The organism is Paracoccus nototheniae (assembly GCF_004335005.1).
Lineage (GTDB): Bacteria > Pseudomonadota > Alphaproteobacteria > Rhodobacterales > Rhodobacteraceae > Paracoccus > Paracoccus nototheniae.
Genome location: NZ_RQRT01000058.1, coordinates 1 through 17,240, shown reverse-complemented (window position 1 = coordinate 17,240; position 17,240 = coordinate 1). Strand labels below are relative to the sequence as shown.

Annotated in this window: 17 protein-coding genes; 11 read left to right on the top strand and 6 right to left on the bottom strand. The window is 68.7% G+C overall.

What is annotated here, in order from left to right:
• The first annotated feature begins 43 nt into the window (after positions 1 to 43).
• Entirely contained in the window at positions 44 to 514 is a 471-nt protein-coding gene (locus EG885_RS17100; RefSeq protein ID WP_131576901.1) for an NUDIX domain-containing protein, read from the top strand.
• Here the strand turns inward: EG885_RS17100 and EG885_RS17095 are convergent.
• Complete coding sequence (locus tag EG885_RS17095) at positions 484 to 1,773, bottom strand: PP2C family protein-serine/threonine phosphatase (protein WP_131576899.1); 1,290 nt, start codon at positions 1,771 to 1,773, stop codon at positions 484 to 486. The two genes, EG885_RS17100 and EG885_RS17095, sit on opposite strands and share 31 nt — an antisense overlap.
• Before the next feature lie 123 nt (positions 1,774 to 1,896).
• Here EG885_RS17095 and EG885_RS17090 point away from each other — a divergent pair, with 123 nt between their 5' ends.
• Positions 1,897 to 2,253 carry a hypothetical protein gene (locus tag EG885_RS17090; protein WP_131576897.1) on the top strand — a complete coding sequence of 119 codons (357 nt, stop codon included), beginning with the start codon at positions 1,897 to 1,899 and terminating at the stop codon, positions 2,251 to 2,253.
• Positions 2,254 to 2,266: 13 nt separating this feature from the next.
• Here the strand turns inward: EG885_RS17090 and ilvA are convergent, their stop codons facing one another.
• A complete protein-coding gene (ilvA, locus tag EG885_RS17085; protein WP_131576895.1) occupies positions 2,267 to 3,508 on the bottom strand; it encodes a threonine ammonia-lyase IlvA in 1,242 nt (413 codons plus the stop codon).
• A 225-nt stretch (positions 3,509 to 3,733) separates the two neighbouring features.
• Between ilvA and EG885_RS17080 the strand changes: the two genes are divergently transcribed.
• A complete protein-coding gene (locus EG885_RS17080; RefSeq protein ID WP_131576893.1) occupies positions 3,734 to 4,963 on the top strand; it encodes an argininosuccinate synthase in 1,230 nt (409 codons plus the stop codon).
• A 10-nt stretch (positions 4,964 to 4,973) separates the two neighbouring features.
• On the top strand, positions 4,974 to 5,510 hold the full coding sequence (gene mog, locus EG885_RS17075) for a molybdopterin adenylyltransferase (RefSeq protein ID WP_131576891.1): 537 nt from the start codon (positions 4,974 to 4,976) through the stop codon (positions 5,508 to 5,510).
• 33 nt (positions 5,511 to 5,543) lie between these two features.
• Here mog and EG885_RS17070 read toward each other — a convergent pair whose 3' ends face one another.
• Positions 5,544 to 6,263: an LrgB family protein gene (locus EG885_RS17070; protein ID WP_131576889.1), complete on the bottom strand. Its 720-nt coding sequence runs from the start codon at positions 6,261 to 6,263 to the stop codon at positions 5,544 to 5,546.
• Positions 6,256 to 6,627 carry a CidA/LrgA family protein gene (locus tag EG885_RS17065; protein WP_379106206.1) on the bottom strand — a complete coding sequence of 124 codons (372 nt, stop codon included), beginning with the start codon at positions 6,625 to 6,627 and terminating at the stop codon, positions 6,256 to 6,258. Before EG885_RS17065 ends, EG885_RS17070 begins: the two co-directional genes overlap by 8 nt.
• 169 nt (positions 6,628 to 6,796) lie before the next feature.
• On the opposite strand from EG885_RS17065, the gene EG885_RS17060 reads away from it, so the two are divergent.
• The 4 genes from EG885_RS17060 (at position 6,797) to EG885_RS17045 (ending at position 12,751) form a co-directional block, all read left to right on the top strand.
• Positions 6,797 to 10,246: an AAA family ATPase gene (locus EG885_RS17060; protein WP_131576885.1), complete on the top strand. Its 3,450-nt coding sequence runs from the start codon at positions 6,797 to 6,799 to the stop codon at positions 10,244 to 10,246.
• 49 nt (positions 10,247 to 10,295) lie between these two features.
• Complete coding sequence (locus EG885_RS17055; protein ID WP_131576883.1) at positions 10,296 to 10,751, top strand: RidA family protein; 456 nt, start codon at positions 10,296 to 10,298, stop codon at positions 10,749 to 10,751.
• The gene (locus tag EG885_RS17050; RefSeq protein WP_131576929.1) at positions 10,751 to 11,530 is read left to right on the top strand and encodes a glycerophosphodiester phosphodiesterase family protein; all 780 of its coding nucleotides are present in this window, start codon (positions 10,751 to 10,753) and stop codon (positions 11,528 to 11,530) included. Before EG885_RS17055 ends, EG885_RS17050 begins: the two co-directional genes overlap by 1 nt.
• Positions 11,531 to 11,608: 78 nt before the next feature.
• Positions 11,609 to 12,751, top strand: a complete 1,143-nt coding sequence (locus tag EG885_RS17045; protein ID WP_131576881.1) for a GNAT family N-acetyltransferase — start codon at positions 11,609 to 11,611, stop codon at positions 12,749 to 12,751.
• Between the two features lie 63 nt (positions 12,752 to 12,814).
• On the opposite strand, the gene EG885_RS17040 is transcribed toward EG885_RS17045, so the two are convergent.
• Complete coding sequence (locus EG885_RS17040; RefSeq protein WP_131576879.1) at positions 12,815 to 13,300, bottom strand: peroxiredoxin; 486 nt, start codon at positions 13,298 to 13,300, stop codon at positions 12,815 to 12,817.
• A gap of 96 nt (positions 13,301 to 13,396) precedes the next feature.
• On the opposite strand from EG885_RS17040, the gene EG885_RS17035 reads away from it, so the two are divergent.
• The 3 genes from EG885_RS17035 to copM all read left to right on the top strand — a co-directional run bounded on the left by EG885_RS17035 (position 13,397) and on the right by copM (position 15,768).
• Entirely contained in the window at positions 13,397 to 14,599 is a 1,203-nt protein-coding gene (locus EG885_RS17035) for an NAD(P)/FAD-dependent oxidoreductase (RefSeq protein ID WP_131576877.1), read from the top strand.
• Between the two features lie 124 nt (positions 14,600 to 14,723).
• Complete coding sequence (rsmD, locus tag EG885_RS17030) at positions 14,724 to 15,293, top strand: 16S rRNA (guanine(966)-N(2))-methyltransferase RsmD (RefSeq protein WP_131576875.1); 570 nt, start codon at positions 14,724 to 14,726, stop codon at positions 15,291 to 15,293.
• A gap of 85 nt (positions 15,294 to 15,378) precedes the next feature.
• Positions 15,379 to 15,768 (top strand): CopM family metallochaperone, encoded by a 390-nt coding sequence (gene copM, locus EG885_RS17025; RefSeq protein WP_242679719.1) that lies wholly within the window; start codon positions 15,379 to 15,381, stop codon positions 15,766 to 15,768.
• Positions 15,769 to 15,972: 204 nt separating this feature from the next.
• On the opposite strand, the gene EG885_RS17020 is transcribed toward copM, so the two are convergent.
• Positions 15,973 to 17,145 carry a pyridoxal-phosphate-dependent aminotransferase family protein gene (locus EG885_RS17020; RefSeq protein WP_131576872.1) on the bottom strand — a complete coding sequence of 391 codons (1,173 nt, stop codon included), beginning with the start codon at positions 17,143 to 17,145 and terminating at the stop codon, positions 15,973 to 15,975.
• Positions 17,146 to 17,240: the final 95 nt, after the last annotated feature.

Here is a 17,240-nt window from a genome sequence, read left to right as displayed (position 1 = left end):
GCCGGACCGGGATATCAGGACGGATCAGACAGACAGGTGCCCGATGATCGCGCGTTACGGAAAACCCCCGCTGGCCGGGCAAGCCTATCGCCGCAGGCCGGGCGCCTATGCGATCCTGTGGCGAGACGGGCGTCTGCTGCTGACGCACCAACAGCGCCCGGTGCCAGAGTTCCAGCTGCCCGGCGGCGGGATCGACGCGCCCGAACATGCGCTGGCCGCGCTGCATCGCGAGGTTGCGGAAGAAACCGGCTGGATCATCGGCCAGCCGCGCTATCTGACCGCCTATCGCCGGTTCTGCTTTATGCCCGATTACGATATCTATGCCGAAAAACGCTGCCAGATCTGGCTGGCCCGCCCGATCCGCCGCCTGTCCGATCCGACCGAGCCCGGCCACAGCGCGCATTGGATGACGCCCCGTCAGGCGCTGGCGGCCCTGCAGGATCCGGGGTCGCGGGCCGTTCTGCGCGCCTTTCTGGCCGGGCGTCAGCCGCCGGGCTCCAGCCGGACCACCTGACCCGAGCGGCGATAATCGACCAGCAAGGCCGAGATATCGTCCAGCCGCTCTCCCCGGCAATATTCCGACACGGACCACGCCATCGATTCCAGCAGCGCATGGCCATGCAGAAAGGCGTTGGTGCGCATCACCGCCTCCAGCCCGTCATTGCCCAGTTGCTGGCCGGTCGGCGACGCGGCCTCGGTGATCCCGTCCGAGACGATCAGCAGCCGGTCGCCGGGATGGAGCGTCAGTTCGATCTCGTCGAAGATGGGGTGGTTGAAGACGCCGATGGGCATGCCGCCCCGGCCCAGATGGGTGATCGTCCCATCGGCCCGCTGCAGGGCCGGGTGGGGATGGCCCGCTTGAACCAGTTTCAGATGCCCGGTGGCATGGTTCAGCTCTCCATAGATCATGGTGAAATAGGTGTCGGTGTTCATCTCTTCCAGCATCATGGTGTTGAAGAAATGCGCCAGCGTCGCGGGATTGGCCGATTCGCCCCCGGCAGGTGATCCGCGAATCGCGATGTTGTGGTCAGGAGAGCTGGACAGATGCACCGACAGCTGCGCGGTCAGCAGTGCCGCCGTCACGCCATGCCCCGAGACGTCCAGCGCATAAAGCCCCACCCGGTCCGCGCCGATGGGAAAGAACCCCACCAGATCGCCGCCGATATGTCCCGCCGGGCGCAACAGCAGGCTGATCTCGGTCTGGCTGAACCAGCCTGATCGTTCGCGCACCAGGCCCTGCTGCAGCTTGCGCGCCTCGCGCAGGTCGCGCTCCATCGCGGCCTGCGCGTTGGACAGCTGCGCCAGCGCGGTGCGCAGATGGGCGTTGCTGTCCTGCAATTCCTCCTGAATGCGCAGGATGCGTTCGCAGGCGGACAGACGGGCCAGCAATTCCTGCGGGATCACCGGCTTGGTCAGGAAATCATCGACCCCCGCCTCCAGCCCTGCGGTCACGGCCTGCGACGCCGTATCCGTCGTCTGCAACAGGACATAGCCATAGTTCTGGCGCGGCAGGCGCCGGAAGGCGGTGCAGAATTCCAGCCCGGTCATGTCCGACATCTCCCAGTCAGACAGGACCAGATCCGGCGACAGGCGGATGCACAGCTCCAGCGCCTCGACCCCCGAGGACGCCTCGACCACGTCATAGCCGCCGATCTTCAACAGACCGCCCAGCACACGCCGCCATGCCGTGCTGGCATCAAGCAGCAGCACAAGGCGGCGGGCCTGAGGCCGGTTCGGACCTGCGGCGGGACTGGGGCGATTCGCGACTGTCATGGCCCGTTATCTAGCGCGCATGGCGTAAAGCGGCGGTTAACGGGGGTAGTCTTTGCGCGTTAACGGTCCGGCAAGGCTCAGGTGCTAGATCTTGGGCAAAGGGGCGATTCGGAAGGGCATGGCATGATCGACTGGACACAAGTGATCCATCTGCGCGACCGGGTGGGGGCCGACAGGCTGGGGGCCAGACTGGACATGGCGCTGCTTGATATCGAACAGCGGCTGAAGGCGATCGATGCCCGCCCGCCACGCTCGGCGCGCGACCTTCGGATGCTGCGAAAGGTGGCTGCGACGATCGGCTTTTCGGCGCTCTGTGCGCTTTGCCGCCGGGGCGAAGACCAGTTGGGCCACTTCGGTCATTTCGACATGGGCGAGGCTGCGCTCAAGGCCAGCTTCGGGCATTCCCGCCAGATGTTGCTGCGCGATCTGCCTCATGTCATGGGCCGTGATCCCTGGGATACGGTCGATGCGGTCGCCTGACGGCCCTGTCCGGTCAGACCAGCAGTTCGGACAGGATCCCGTCATTGGTGATGTCGCGATAGGCAAAGCCCGACTGATCCAGCCGCGCCATCAGCGAGATCAGATTGGCAGGCTCCGAGGTTTCGATCCCGATCAGGACCGACCCAAAGTTGCGCGCCGATTTCTTGAGATATTCGAACCGGGTGATATCGTCATTCGGCCCCAGCAGTTCCAGGAAATCGCGCAGCGCGCCGGGGCGTTGCGGCATCCGCAGGGCAAAGTACTTTTTCAGCCCCTGGAAACGCTGCGCGCGTTCCTTGACCTCGGGCAGGCGCTCGAAATCGAAATTGCCACCCGAACAGACCGCGACGACAGTCTTGCCGGTCAGATCGCCCAGATCGGCCAGCACATCCAGCGCCAGCGCGCCCGCCGGTTCCAGAACGACGCCTTCGGTGTTCAGCATCTCCAGCATGGTGCAGCAGATCCGGTCTTCGGGGGCCAGATGCACGTCAGCCGGGGAAAAGCGCCGCAGAACCTCGAAGGGCAGTGCGCCGATGCGGGCCACGGCGGCCCCATCGACAAAGCTGTCCACGGCGGGCAGCGCCACCGGCGCACCGGCCTGCAGCGCGGCCTTCAGACTGGCCCCGCCCAAAGGTTCCGCAAAGGCAAAGCGCGTCTGCGGCGCCTCGTCCTGCAAAAAGCGGGTGACGCCCGCCGACAGCCCGCCGCCGCCCACCGGCAGCACCACCAGATCGGGCGCCCGTCCCAGCTGGGCCAGCATTTCCATGCCCACGGTGGCCTGCCCCTCGATCACGTCCGGGGCATCGAAGGGCGACAGAAATTGCGCGCCGCGTTCGGTGCAAAAGGCCTGCGCCGCGGCCAGAGTCTGGTCGAAATAATCGCCCGTCAGAACGATTTCGACCGCATCGCCGCCGAACATCCGCGTCTTGTCGATCTTTTGCCCCGGCGTCGTGACCGGCATGAAGATGGTGCCCCGTGCCCCGAAATGGCGGCAGGCATAGGCCACGCCTTGCGCGTGATTGCCGGCGCTGGCGCAGACGAAATGACCCGTGGCGCCGGGCCGGACCAGCTTGCGCATCGCATTGAAGGCGCCGCGCAGCTTGTAGCTGCGCACCGGGGTCAGATCCTCGCGCTTGAGCCAGATGTCGGCGCCGTATTTCGCCGACAGATGGTCATTGCGTTGCAGGGGCGTCGGCTCGAACAGGTCGCGAATCGCGGCCTCGGCCAGACGGACGGAGGCGCCAAAATTTTCCATATCCCGCCCATGCCGCGAAACCGCGCGGGACGCAAGCCTTTGCGCGGGCGCGGCGGACTGCTGGTCGGGGGCCGCCCGATCGGTCCGGCAAGGAAGGGCAGCGCGTGCCGACCCGCGCCGGAAACCGCGAACCGGCGGACCCCTGCAAGCAAATCGCCCCCGGACCCTTGTGACAACGCGCAAATCCCCGTATTCCCGCGGAAACTTCGACGAAGGGTTAACCGCATGTCCGACGCGCCGAAAAAAGTCGTCCTCGCCTATTCCGGGGGCCTTGATACCTCGATCATCCTGAAATGGCTGCAGACCGAATATGGCTGCGAGGTCATCACCTTCACCGCCGATCTGGGGCAGGGAGAGGAACTGGAACCGGCGCGCGAAAAGGCCCTGATGCTGGGAATTCCCGCCGAAAACATCCATATCGTGGATGTGCGCGAGGAATTCGTGCGCGATTTCGTCTTCCCGATGTTCCGCGCCAATGCGCTGTACGAGGGGCTTTATCTGCTGGGCACCTCGATCGCGCGGCCGCTGATCTCGCAGCATCTGGTGCGGCTGGCGCATCAGCATGGCGCGGACGCCGTGGCCCATGGTGCGACCGGCAAGGGCAACGATCAAGTCCGGTTCGAGCTGTCGGCCTATGCGCTGGATCCGTCGATCCGGGTGATCGCACCGTGGCGGGAATGGGATCTGACCTCGCGCACCAAGCTGATCGAGTTCGCGGAAAAGAACCAGATCCCCATCGCCAAGGACAAGCGCGGCGAGGCGCCGTTCAGCGTGGACGCGAACCTGCTGCACACCTCGTCCGAGGGCAAGGCGCTGGAGGACCCGGCGGTGGCCGCGCCCGACTATGTCTATCAGCGCACCGTGAACCCCGAGGATGCGCCCGACACCCCCGAATTCATCGAGGTGACCTTTGAACGGGGCGATGCGACGGCCATCAACGGTCAGGCGATGTCGCCCGCCACGATCCTGACCAGACTGAACGAGCTGGGCGGTGCGCATGGCATCGGACGTCTGGATTTCGTCGAAAATCGTTTTGTCGGCATGAAATCGCGCGGCATCTACGAAACCCCCGGCGGCACTGTCCTGCTGGAGGCGCATCGCGGGATCGAACAGATCACGCTGGACAGCGGCGCGGGCCATCTGAAAGACTCGATCATGCCCCGCTATGCCGAGCTGATCTATAACGGCTTCTGGTTCAGCCCCGAACGCGAGATGCTGCAGGCGCTGATCGACAAAAGCCAGGAACATGTGACCGGCACCGTTCGGCTGAAACTCTACAAGGGCATGGCCACCTGCGTGGGCCGCTGGTCGGATCATTCGCTGTATTCCGAGGCGCATGTCACCTTCGAGGATGATGCCGGCGCCTATGATCAGAAGGACGCGGCAGGCTTCATCCGCCTGAACGCGCTGCGCCTGAAGCTGATCGCCAACCGCAACGCCCGCGTCGCAAAATAAGCGTCCACCCATGAAAAGCCGGGCCGCCCGCATCGCCATCGTTACCGTCAGCGACCGCGCGTCGCGGGGCGAATACGAAGACAAGGGCGGCCCCGGTGCCGAAGACTGGCTGCGCCGCACCATCACCTCGGCCATGCAGATCGACCGCCACATCATTCCCGACGGGCGCCAGATCGTGGGCGCCACACTGCGCGACCTGGCCGATGGCGGCGCCGATCTGATCCTCGTGACCGGCGGCACCGGCCCCGCGCCCCGCGATCTGACGCCCGAGGCCGTGGCCGACATCATGGACAAGGAACTGCCCGGCTTTGGCGAGGAAATGCGCCGCGCCTCGCTGGCCTTCGTGCCGACCGCCATCCTGTCGCGCCAGACCGCCGCGATCCGGGGCGCCACGCTGATCATCACGATTCCCGGCAAGCCCTCGGCCATCGCGACCTGCCTCGATGCGGTCTTCGCTGCCGTGCCCTATTGCCTCGACCTGATGGGCGCCGCCCGGATCGAAACCGACCCCGCCCGGATCAAGGCGTTCCGCCCGAAAGGTGCCTGACGCAGCCTTTTCTTCTTCACTCAAATATCCAATTCAACCGCCGAAAAGGCGCAGCGCCAGAGGTGCGATCACGGCGGTCAACACGGCATTCAGCCCCATGCCGATGCCCGAAAACGCCCCCGCCGTCGCATTGACCTGAAACGCCCGCGCGGTGCCGATCCCATGGGCTGCGACCCCCACGGCCAGACCCCGTGCGCGCCAGTCGCGGATCTTCAGCGCATTCAGCAGCGGCGTCACGATGATCGCGCCAAAAATGCCCGTCAGCAGGACCAGCGCCGCGGTCAGGGTCGGCTGCCCGCCAAGCGCCTCGGCGATGCCGATGGCGACCGGCGCGGTCGTCGATTTGGGCGCAAGCGATGCCAGCACCGGCCCCGAGATCCCGAAGGCGCGCGCGATGGCCAGCGCCGACAGAACCGCCACCCCCGATCCCGCCAGCAGTCCGGCCAGCATCGGCAGGGCGGCGGGGCGCAGCCGGGGCAGGTTGTCATACAGCGGCAAGGCCAGCGCCACCGTCGCCGGGCCCAGCATGAAATGCACGAACTGCGCCCCTTCGAAATAGGTCGCGTAATCGGTGCCCGTCCCCCACAGCAGCCCCGCCAGCAGGATCACCGCGATCAGCACCGGATTGGCCCAGCTTTGCCGCCCCGTAGCGCGCGACAGCGCATCGCCCGCCAGATAGGCGACCAGCGTCGCGGTCAGCCATAACAGCGGCCCCTGCGCCAGATAGGACCAGATCAGGACCGGATCACTCACGCCCCTGATCCTTCAAGGCCTGCGGTTCCTCGGACCGGGTCAGGCGGGCCACGGCGGTAAAGGCCAGCGCCCCTGCCGCGATCGCCAGCACCGTCGATCCGATGACCGCGACCGCCAGCCCCAGCCCCTGCGTGCGCAACAGATCCCAATGCGCGACGATGCCGACGCCAGCCGGCACGAAGAACAGCGACAGATGCGACAGAAGGCCGGTGGCGGTGGGCCGGATCGCCTCGGCCAGCGCCGGGCGCAGGATGCAGGCGAAAACCAGCAGGATCAGCCCCAGAACCGGGCCGGGCAGGGGCAAAGTCAGCGCGCGAGAGGTGACCTCGCCCGTCAGCTGGAACCCAAGGATGATGGCAAGCATGCGGATCATCGCGCCAGATTAGCGCGGCCTCGGGCAAGGCACCAGATCTTCTGCAGCCCTGCCCATCTTGTGGGCGGGCCTGGGCAGGGGGCGATATCTGGCCCATTGGTTGACTTGGACGGTCCCAGAAGGGACAATCGCGGCTGATCCTCAACCGGGAACGCAACCCTTGCGCTTTGACCGCCTGCGCCTCAACGGCTTCAAAAGCTTCGTGGACCCGACCGATCTGGTCATCCGCGAGGGGCTGACCGGCGTGGTCGGACCCAATGGCTGCGGCAAGTCCAACCTGCTCGAGGCGCTGCGATGGGTGATGGGCGAAAACCGTCCCACCGCCATGCGCGGCGACGGGATGGAGGATGTGATTTTCGCGGGCACCTCGCGCCGCAATGCCCGCGCCCATGCCGAGGTGTCGCTCAGCGTCGACAACCGCGACCGGTTGGCGCCTGCCGGGTTCAATGAGGACGATCAGTTCGACATCACCCGTCGCATCACCCGCGACGCGGGCAGCGCCTACAAGATCGCGGGCAAGGATGTGCGGGCGCGCGACGTGCAGATGCTGTTTGCGGATGCCTCGACCGGGGCGCATAGCCCGGCGCTGGTGCGTCAGGGCCAGATCAGCGAGCTGATCAGCGCCAAGCCCAAAAGCCGCCGCCGCATTCTGGAAGAGGCCGCCGGCATCTCGGGCCTTTATGCGCGCCGCCACGAGGCCGAGCTGAAGCTGAACGGCGCCGAGGCGAACCTGCTGCGCGTCGATGACACGCTGGACCAGCTGTCGGCGCAGGCCGCGACTCTGGCCCGTCAGGCCCGCGCGGCGGCAAAGTACCGCGAGATCGGCGCCGCCCTGCGTCTGGCCGAGGGGGTGCTGCTTTATCGTCGGTGGGCCGAGGCCGAGGCGGCGCGCCTGTCCACGGCGCAGGCTTTGGCGCAGGCCGTCCGCGCCGCCCATGACGCGGGCGCCGCCGCCGCCGCGGCTGTGGCCCGGCACGAAGCGCTGCAATCCGCGCTGCCCGACCTGCGCGACGAGGATCAGATCGCCACAGCCCTTCTGTCGCGCATCGCCGCCGACCGCGAGGCGCTGGACATGGCCGAGGCCGCAGCCGCCCGCACCATCGCCGCCCTGACCGCCCGTGTGGCCCAGCTGGACCGCGACATCGACCGCGAAGAGGCGCTGAATCGCGACGCGACCGAGGTGGTGGCGCGTCTCGACATAGAACGCACGGGTCTGGAACAAGCGGGGCAGGGCCATGACGCGCGGCTTGACCTGGCGGCTGCCCGCGCCGATGAGGCCGCTGAGGCCCTGCGCGAGGTCGAGGCGCGGCTGGCAGAGCTGACCGACGAATCGGCCCGTCTGGCCGCGCGCCATCAATCCGCCGACCGGCTGGCCACCGATCTGCGCGCCATGTTCGACCGCGCCGACCGCGCCGCAACCGAGGCCGCCGAAGCCGTCGATCAGGCCGGTGCGGCGGGCGAGGCGGCCTCGGCGGCGCTGGATCTGGCGGATGCCGCGCAGGATCTGGCGCGCGATCGCACCGAGGCCGCCGAAGAGGCGCTGGCCGATGCCGAAGCCGCCCGCGCGGGTCTTGAGGCGCGCGAGGCCAGCGCCCGCGCCGCGCGCGCCGAGGCCGAGGGAGAGGCCGCCGCCCTGAATGCCGAACGCAGCGCGCTGGCCCGTCTGGTCGAACGCGGCCAGTCGGGCGGCGCCACCCTGCTGGACCGGGTGCAGGTCGGGCGCGGATACGAGGCGGCCTTTGGCGCGGCGCTTGGCGACGATCTGCGGGCGGGGGTGACGGCGGAAGGCTCGGGCTGGCACGCGCTGCCGGGTTGGGACGCGCCGCATCCCCTGCCGGAGGGCGCGCAGCCTTTGGCGCCGCATGTGGCCGGGCCCGATGTTTTGGCGCGACGGATGTCGCAGACCGGCCTTGTGCCCGACGCCCTTCGCGGGTCCGCGCTGCAAGCCGCGCTGGCGCCGGGACAGCGGCTGGTCACGCCGGCGGGCGATCTGTTCCGGTGGGACGGGATGCGGGTGTTGGCCGGAGAGGCCAGCTCTTCCGCCGCGCTGCATCTGCAGAAGGTCAACGAACTGGCCGCAATCACCGAACAGGCTGACGCGGCCCGCTCCCGCGCCGAGGCCGCGACCGAGGCGCATGAAGACGCCCGCGCCGCCCTGTCGGACGCAGCCCAGACCGAACGTTCCGCCCGCGATGCGCGGCGAGAGGCCGAACGCCTGCTGTCGGATGCCGTGCGCGCGGCGACCCGGGCCGAATCCGATCTGGCCATGGCCGCCAGCCGCGCCGAATCGGCCCGCGCGGAACTGGCCCGCCACCGCGCCGATGCCACGGATGCCCGCACCCGCCTGCGCGATGCCGAGGCGCAGCTGGCAGCCCTGCCCGACCGGGGCGACGCCGCGACCGCCCTTGACCATGCGCGCACCGGGGTCGAGGCGGCGCGGATCGCCACCATGACCCGCCGTGCCGCGCTGGACGAGGCGCAGCGCGATGGTCAGGCCCGGGACAAGCGCCTGCAAGAGATCGCCAAAGAAGCCGCCGGCTGGCAGCTGCGCCTGCAGCAGGCGGGCACCCGCGCCGCCGAACTGGCCGCGCGCCGCGACGCCGCCGCAGACGAACTGACCGAGGCTGCGGCCCAGCCCGCCCTGTTGTCCGACCGCCGCGCCGCCCTGGCCGACCGCGAGGCCGAAGCCTCGGCCCGCCAGACCCGTGCCCGCGCGGCGCTTGGCGCCGCAGAAGAGGCCGCCCGCGCCGCAGCCCTGGCCGAACGCGAGGCGGAACGTCTGGCCTCGGACGCGCGCGAGGCGCGGGCGGCGGCCGAGGCCCGTGCGGATGCCGCGCGGCAGGCCCAGATCGCCGCCCGCGCCCGCATCGCGGAGGAGACCGACCAGACCCCCGAGGATCTGCGCGCGGCCCTTGGCGAGATCGACGAGACCGCCCCCGCCGACCTGCTGGAGGATCAGATCGCCCGCCTGCGTCAGGCCCGCGACGCGCTTGGCGCCGTCAATCTGCGCGCCGACGAGGACAAGCGCGCGCTGGAGGATGAACGCGACCGGCTGGCCCGCGAAAAGGCCGATCTGGAAGAGGCGATCCGCAAGCTGCGCGCCGGGATCGGCAGCCTGAACCGCGAGGGGCGCGAACGCCTGCTGACCGCATTCGAGACGGTGAACGCCAATTTCTCGACCCTGTTCACGACGCTGTTCGGCGGCGGCGAGGCGCGGCTTGTGCTGGTCGAATCCGATGATCCGCTGGAGGCCGGGCTGGAGATCATGTGCCAGCCGCCCGGCAAGCGCCTGTCCACCCTGTCCCTGCTGTCGGGCGGCGAACAGACCCTGACCGCCATGGCGCTGATCTTTGCGGTGTTTCTGGCCAATCCCGCGCCCATCTGCGTGCTGGACGAGGTCGATGCACCCTTGGACGACGCCAATGTCAGCCGCTTCTGCGATCTGCTGGACGAGATGACCCGCCGCACCGACACGCGCTTTCTGATCATCACCCATCATGCGGTGACGATGGGCCGGATGGACCGCCTGTTCGGCGTCACCATGGTCGAACAGGGGATCAGCCAGCTGGTCAGCGTGGACCTGAAACGCGCCGAGGCTCTGGTCGCCTGACCTGGCCCGCGTTAGGGTTGCCCGGAAAACCCCAACTGTTGAGGATCCCATGACCGTTGAACAAACCCTGACCGACAAGGGCATCACCCTGCCCGCAGCCCCCATGCCTGCGGCCAATTACGTGCCCTTCGTGCAGACCGGCAACCTGATCTTTGTCTCGGGCCAGATCAGCGCGAACGAGGCCGGGCTGATCACCGGCAAGCTGGGCGACGGCTTTTCGGTCGAGGATGGCGCCGCCGCCGCCCGCCGCTGCGGTCTGGCGCTGATCGCGCAGCTGAAATCCGCCATCGGCGATCTGGACCGGGTGACGCGGGTGGTCAAGCTGACCGGCTTCGTGAACTCGACCCCCGATTTCACCGATCAGCCAAAGGTCATCAACGGCTGTTCCGACCTGATGGTCGAGGTCTTTGGCGATGCGGGCCGCCATGCCCGCGCCGCCGTGTCCGCGCCCTCGCTGCCCTTCGGCGTCGCAGTCGAGGTCGAAGCGGTGTTCGAGGTCGCATGATGCCCCGCGCCATCCCTCTGGACGACCGCTTCCTGACGGTGCCGATCACCCATCGCGGCTTGCACGGGGTGGACGGAACCGGACGGGTGGTGCCGGAAAACAGCATGGCCGCCGCGCAGGCGGCTATCGATGCGGGCTATGCGATCGAATGCGACATCCAGCCCGGCCCGGACGGGGTGCCGCTGGTCTTTCACGACTATCAGTTGCAGCGCCTGACCGGTCAGCCGGGCTTCATCTCGGCCATCGACGCGGGCGCGCTGGCGGCGCTGCGGCTGCTGGGCACGAATGAACCCGTTCCGACACTGGCCCGGTTTCTGGATCTGGTCGCGGGCCAGGTGCCCCTGCTGATCGAGATCAAGGATCAGGACGGCGCCTGCGGTCCCGATGTGGGCGCCTTGCCCGCCCGCGTGGCCCAGGATCTGCAGGGTTATGCCGGTCCGGTCGCGGTCATGTCGTTCAACCCGCATATGATCGCCGCCTTTCGCACCGATGCGCCGGATATCCCGGTCGGCCTGACCACCTGCGCCTTTCCCGAAGGCGACTGGACCCGCGTCCCGCCCGAGCGGCGCGACGCTTTGGCGGCCATCGCCGATTTCGACGATCTGGGGGCCAGCTTCATCTCGCATGACAAGGCCGATCTGACCAATCCCCGCGTCGATGCCCTGCGCGCGGGCGGCACGCCGGTCCTCTGCTGGACCATCCGCACCCCCGAGGAAGAGGCAGCGGCCCGCCGCATTGCCCAAAACATCACCTTCGAGGGCTATGCGGCAGCCCTCTGACCCCGGCATCGTCAGGGGCCGCCCGCCGCGACAAAGGCGGCCCCTGACAACCGCGCGCCGACCCCCTATCTTGCAGGCATGAACGACATGCTGACGCTGACAACCCATCCCTCGATCGCAGCCATCGACCCGCAGCTGTGGGACGGTCTGGGCGACGGCAATCCCTTTACCACGCATCGCTTCCTGCTGGCGCTGGAACAGTCCCGCTCGGTCGGCACGGGCACTGGCTGGCAGCCTCTGCACCTGACGGTCGAACGCGATGGCCAGATCGTGGGCGCGGCGCCGCTTTATGCCAAATCGCACAGTCAGGGCGAATACATCTTCGATCATGGCTGGGCGCAGGCCTATGTCCGGGCGGGCGGGCGCTATTACCCCAAGCTGCAATGCGCGGTGCCCTTCACCCCGGCCACCGGCCAGCGCCTGCTGGCCCACGACGACGCCGCGCGGTCGGCCCTTCTGGCGGGCATGATGCAGCTGGCCGAACGTCTGGACACCTCGGGCGCCCATGTCACCTTCTGCACCGGGGCCGAGGCCGATCTGGGCGCGGCGGCGGGTTTTCTGCCGCGCATCACCCAGCAATATCATTGGCTGAACCGGGGCTATGCCAGCTATGACGATTTTCTGGCCGCGCTATCGTCGCGCAAGCGCAAGGATCTGCGCAAGGAACGCGCCCGGGCGCAAGCCTTCGGCGGCACCATCCGTCATCTGAGCGGCGACGATCTGAAACCCCATCACTGGGATGCCTTCTGGCAGTTCTATCAGGACACCGGCGCGCGCAAATGGGGCCAGCCCTACCTGACGCGGGCCTTCTTCGACCGCATTCAGGATACGATGCGCGACGATATCCTGCTGGTTCTGGCAGAGACCGACGGCCAGCCCATCGCGGGGGCGCTGAACTTCCTTGGCCCCGATGCGATCTATGGCCGCTATTGGGGCTGCATGGCCGATCACGCCTTTCTGCATTTCGAGCTGTGCTATCATCAGGCGATCGACCATGCGATCTCGCATGGTCTGAACCGGGTCGAGGCCGGGGCGCAGGGCGATCACAAACTGGCGCGCGGCTACGAGCCCGTCCCCATCCACTCGCTGCACTGGGTCCGCGATCCCGGCTTCCGGCGCGCGCTTGGCGATTATCTGGATCAGGAACGCGACGCCATGGGCCAGGAAATCGAGGCCCTCGCCGATTTCACCCCATTCCGAAAATCAGACCCGACCCCGTAACTTCTTCTTCACGAAAATATCCCGCAGGGGGTCCGGGGGGCGCGAAGCCCCCCGGTTCCGGCCTCAGACCTTCTCCAACAGCGTCTCACCCGCGCTGACGCTGCAGGTGCCCGGGCTGTCCTCGACATCGACCGAGGCAAAGACCCCGTCCTCGACCAGCGCGGCGAACCGCTTGCAGCGGCCGAACAGTCCGGCGGGCGGCGCGTCAAAGTCCAGCCCCAAAGCCTTGGTCACGCTGCCATCGGCATCGGCCAGAACCTCGATCCCCGCCGCCGTCGCGCCGGTCTGTTCGGCCCACGCCTTGGTGACAAAGGGATCGTTGACGGTGATGCAGACGATTCGCGCCACGCCCTTGGCGCGGAACGCATCGGCGCTGCGCACAAAGCTGGGCATATGCGCATTGGTGCAGGTGCCGGTAAAGGCGCCCGGCAGACCGAACAGGGCCACCTTGCCAGTGGTCAGATCGGACAGCGACAGGGCCTCGGGTCCGGCCTCGCCCACATGCAGCAATTGGCCCTCGGGCAGCTTGTCTCCGGCGGTGATGGTCATGGAACGCTCCTGAATTGCAACGGATTCGTCGGGACTATAGGGTGCGCCCGACAGACAGACCAGACAGAGCAGCCGGGCCGGAGGGAAAGACCAGAGATGCGGATCGTGATCGTGGGGGCGGGTCAGGCGGCGGCCTCGATGGCGGCCCGGCTGCGCGCCGGGGGCCATGACGGGCCGCTGACGGTGATCGGGAACGAACCGACGGCCCCCTATCAGCGCCCGCCTCTGTCCAAGGCCTATCTGCTGGGCCAGATGGGGCTGGACCGCCTGACCCTGCGCGCCCCCGACTGGTGGACGGATCAGTCCATCGCGCTGCGCCTGTCGGAAACCGCCCTCGGCCTCGATCCGGTCGCCCGCGTGCTGAGAACCGACCGGGGCGATCACCCCTATGACGCGCTGGCCCTGACCATGGGCGCGCGCCCCCGCCGCCTGTCTGCCGCGATGGGCGGCGATCTGCCCGGCACCCATGTCATCCGGACGCTGGCCGATGTGGACGCGCTTGCCCCGCAGCTGCGCCCGGATGCGCGACTGGTCGTGATCGGCGGCGGCTATATCGGGCTGGAGGCCGCCGCCGTCGCCCGCAAACAGGGGTTGCAGGTCACCCTGATCGAGGCCGCCCCCCGCATCCTGGGCCGGGTCGCCTCGGCGGAAACCGCCGACCTGATCCGTGCGCTGCACCAGGCCCATGGGGTGACGATCCTGGAAGGCGCGGCGATCAGCCGCATCACCGGGACCGACCGGGCGGATGGCGTGGCGCTGACCGACGGCCGTCAGATCCCCGCCGATCTGGTGATCATGGGCATCGGCGTTTTGCCCGAAACCGCTCTGGCCGACAGCGCCGGCCTTGCCCTCGACAATGGCATCGCGACCGATCTGTCGGGCCGCACCTCGGACCCGGCCATCTGGGCAGCGGGCGATTGCGCCAGCATCCCCCATCAGGGCGCGCGCCTGCGTCTGGAAAGCGTCGGCGGCGCCATCGACATGGCCGAATGCGTGGCCGACAACCTGCTGGGACAGCCGCGCCGGATCGCGCTGAAACCCTGGTTCTGGTCCGATCAATATGACGCGAAACTGCAGATCGCGGGCCTGAATCTCGGCCATGACCATGTCGTGACCCGAAGGGGGCAGGGCGATCATGCCGCCTCGGTCTGGTATTACCGCCAGAGCCGCCTGATCGCCGTCGATGCCCTGAACGACGCCCGCGCCTACATGATCGGCAAGCGCCTGATCGAGGGGGGGATCAGCCCCGATCCCGCCCTGATCCCGTCCCTGCCCGACCTCAGGACCCTTCTGACATGAGCGCCGCGCCCGCCCGCTTCGGTCCGGAAATATCCTGCAGGGGGGCGCGGGGGGACGCAAAGTCCCCCCGCCCTCGCGGGACGCAAGCTGGGGGCGGGACGCAAGCCGGGCGGGGGGCACGGCCATGAGGATCGTCGGCGGCAGGCTGCGCGGCCTCAAGCTGGCCGAGCTGGGCGAAGGCGATGCCCCGGCCCATCTGCGCCCCACAACCGACCGGGTGCGCGAGGCGATCTTCAACCTGCTGATCAACGGCAATCAGGGCAATCCGCTGCCCGGCGCGCGGGTGCTGGATCTGTTTGCAGGCACCGGCGCCCTGGGGCTCGAGGCGCTGTCGCGGGGCGCGCTGCATGTCACCTTCGTCGATGACGGCGCCACGTCCGCCCGCCTGATCCGCCAGAATGTCGACAAGGCCCGCGCGGGCGAGGCCACCGCCCTTCTGCGCCGCGATGCGACGCGGCTTGGCCCCTGCGACGGGCCGGGCTTCGATGTGGTCTTTCTGGACCCTCCCTATGGTCAGGGAAAAGGAGAGGCCGCGATCGCCTCGGCCCTTTCGGGCGGCTGGCTGGCCCCCGGCGCAACGGTGATCTGGGAGGAACAGCGCCGCCCCCTGCTGCCCGCCGCCCTGACGCTGCTGGACAGCCGCAGCTATGGCCAGACCGTGGTGACGCGGGCGCGGCGGGTTGCGGACGACTGACGCGAATTTGTCCGCGCCCCGGCTTGCCGCCGCACCGCCTTGGGATCAGGCTTCACGCGATGACAGCCGACCCAAGGATGACCCGATGACCCGATCCCTGATGTCCACTCTGCTGGCCCTGCCGGTCGCATGGGTTCTGGCCGCGCCCCTGCAGGCGCAGGACCATGCCGACCACGGCACCGACCATTCGGCGCATGGCAGCACGACCGAGGCCGATGCCGCCAACGCGGCCTATAACGATGCGATGGCCCGGATGCATCAGGACATGGCCATCGCCCCCTCGGGCGATGCCGATGTCGATTTCGTGCGCGGCATGATCCCGCATCATCAAGGCGCGATCGAGATGGCGCGGGTGGTGCTGGAGCATGGCGACGATCCCGGCATCCGCGCGCTGGCCGATGAGATCATCGCCGCACAAGAGGCCGAGATCGCCCGGATGGAGACCTGGCTGGCCGAACATGCGCCTGCGGATTGACGACCGCACTGCCCCGCCCGCCTGTCCCCGGCCCGCTGATCCCGATCGACGGGTCGCGCTGCGGGCCGGGGTGACGGGTGGGCAGGTCCGATCCCGACGCTGTCAGCTGGCCGCGTCTGCAACCCTAAGCGGGCAGGGCGCGCATGGCCCGCCCGCACCCATGCTTTGATTCACCCCATGGTCGCCCCGCCAGCCCTCCCTCGGTCAGGCAGAGCGCGCGATGCTGGCGGCGGCGGCTTCCAACGCGCCGGGGCCGTGGGGGATGTCCAGCGCGACCAGCCCGGCCTCGATGGCGCCAAGCGTGCCCAGCAGGACGCCCGCATTGCAATGGCCCATATGGGCGATGCGCAGCGCGCCTGCGGGATCGGGCGCGCCCAGACCCACGCCCAACGTCACCCCGCATTCCCGCGCGACCCAGGCCCGCAGCGCATCCGCGCCGGGCAGCGTCAGCGCGGTGACCGATGCGGCGCGCGCGGCGGGATCGGTCACCGACAGCCGGATGCCGCTGCCGCCTGCGGCCCATGCCTCGCCCGCCGCCCAGACCGCGCGGGCGAGACGGTCATGGCGCGACCAGACGGACTCCAGCCCTTCCTCGTCCAGAATCATCGTCAGCGCCTCGGACAGGGCGAAGATCTGCTGGACCGGCGGCGTGCCGCCCCAGAACCGCCACAGCGCCCCGGCCCCGGCCCGCCCGTGCCAGTCCCACCAAGGAGAGGTCAGCCCGGTCGCCCCCTGCGCCGCCGCCTTGTCGGAAAACCACACGAAGACCGTGCCGGGCAGGCACATCAACCCCTTCTGGCTGGCCGCGATCAGCACATCGACGCCCCAGTCATCCATCCGCATCGGCGCGCAGCCAAGCGAGGCGATGGCATCCACGACCAGCAGCGCCCCATGATCGCCCATCGCCGCGCGGATCGCCGGAATATCGGCCATGGTCGCGCTGGCCGTATCGGTCTGGCACAGCATCACGGCGCGGATGCGCCCTTCGGGGTCCGCGGCCAGCCGCGCCGCCAGACGGGCAGGATCGGGGGGCAGGTTGGCGAAATCCAGCCGCTCGACGATGACGCCCAGCCCCTCCAGCATCTCGGCCCAGCTGCGCCCGAAATGGCCCGAGGTCAGCACCAGCGCCAGATCGCCGCGATCGAACAGGTTGGCGCCCACGGCCTCCCACCCGGCATGGCCGTTGCCGATATAGGGGGCCAGATGGGCGCTGGTGCCCGCCAGACGCTTCAACTGCGCCATGACCTGCAGGTTCACCTGCGCCAGCGCCTCGCCATAGATGTCGGGCGAGGCGCGATGGGCGGCGTTCAGCACCCGGGCGGGCACCGGCGAGGGGCCGGGAATGGCGATCAGGTCGGGACCGGGGGCGTGGCTCATGGGCGATTTCCTTCACATCGTGCAAGATCGGTAGGGCCACACCGCCGCCCCGTCAACGGGGCGCAGGCTTGTGGGCCATGCGCGGAAGGGGGTAT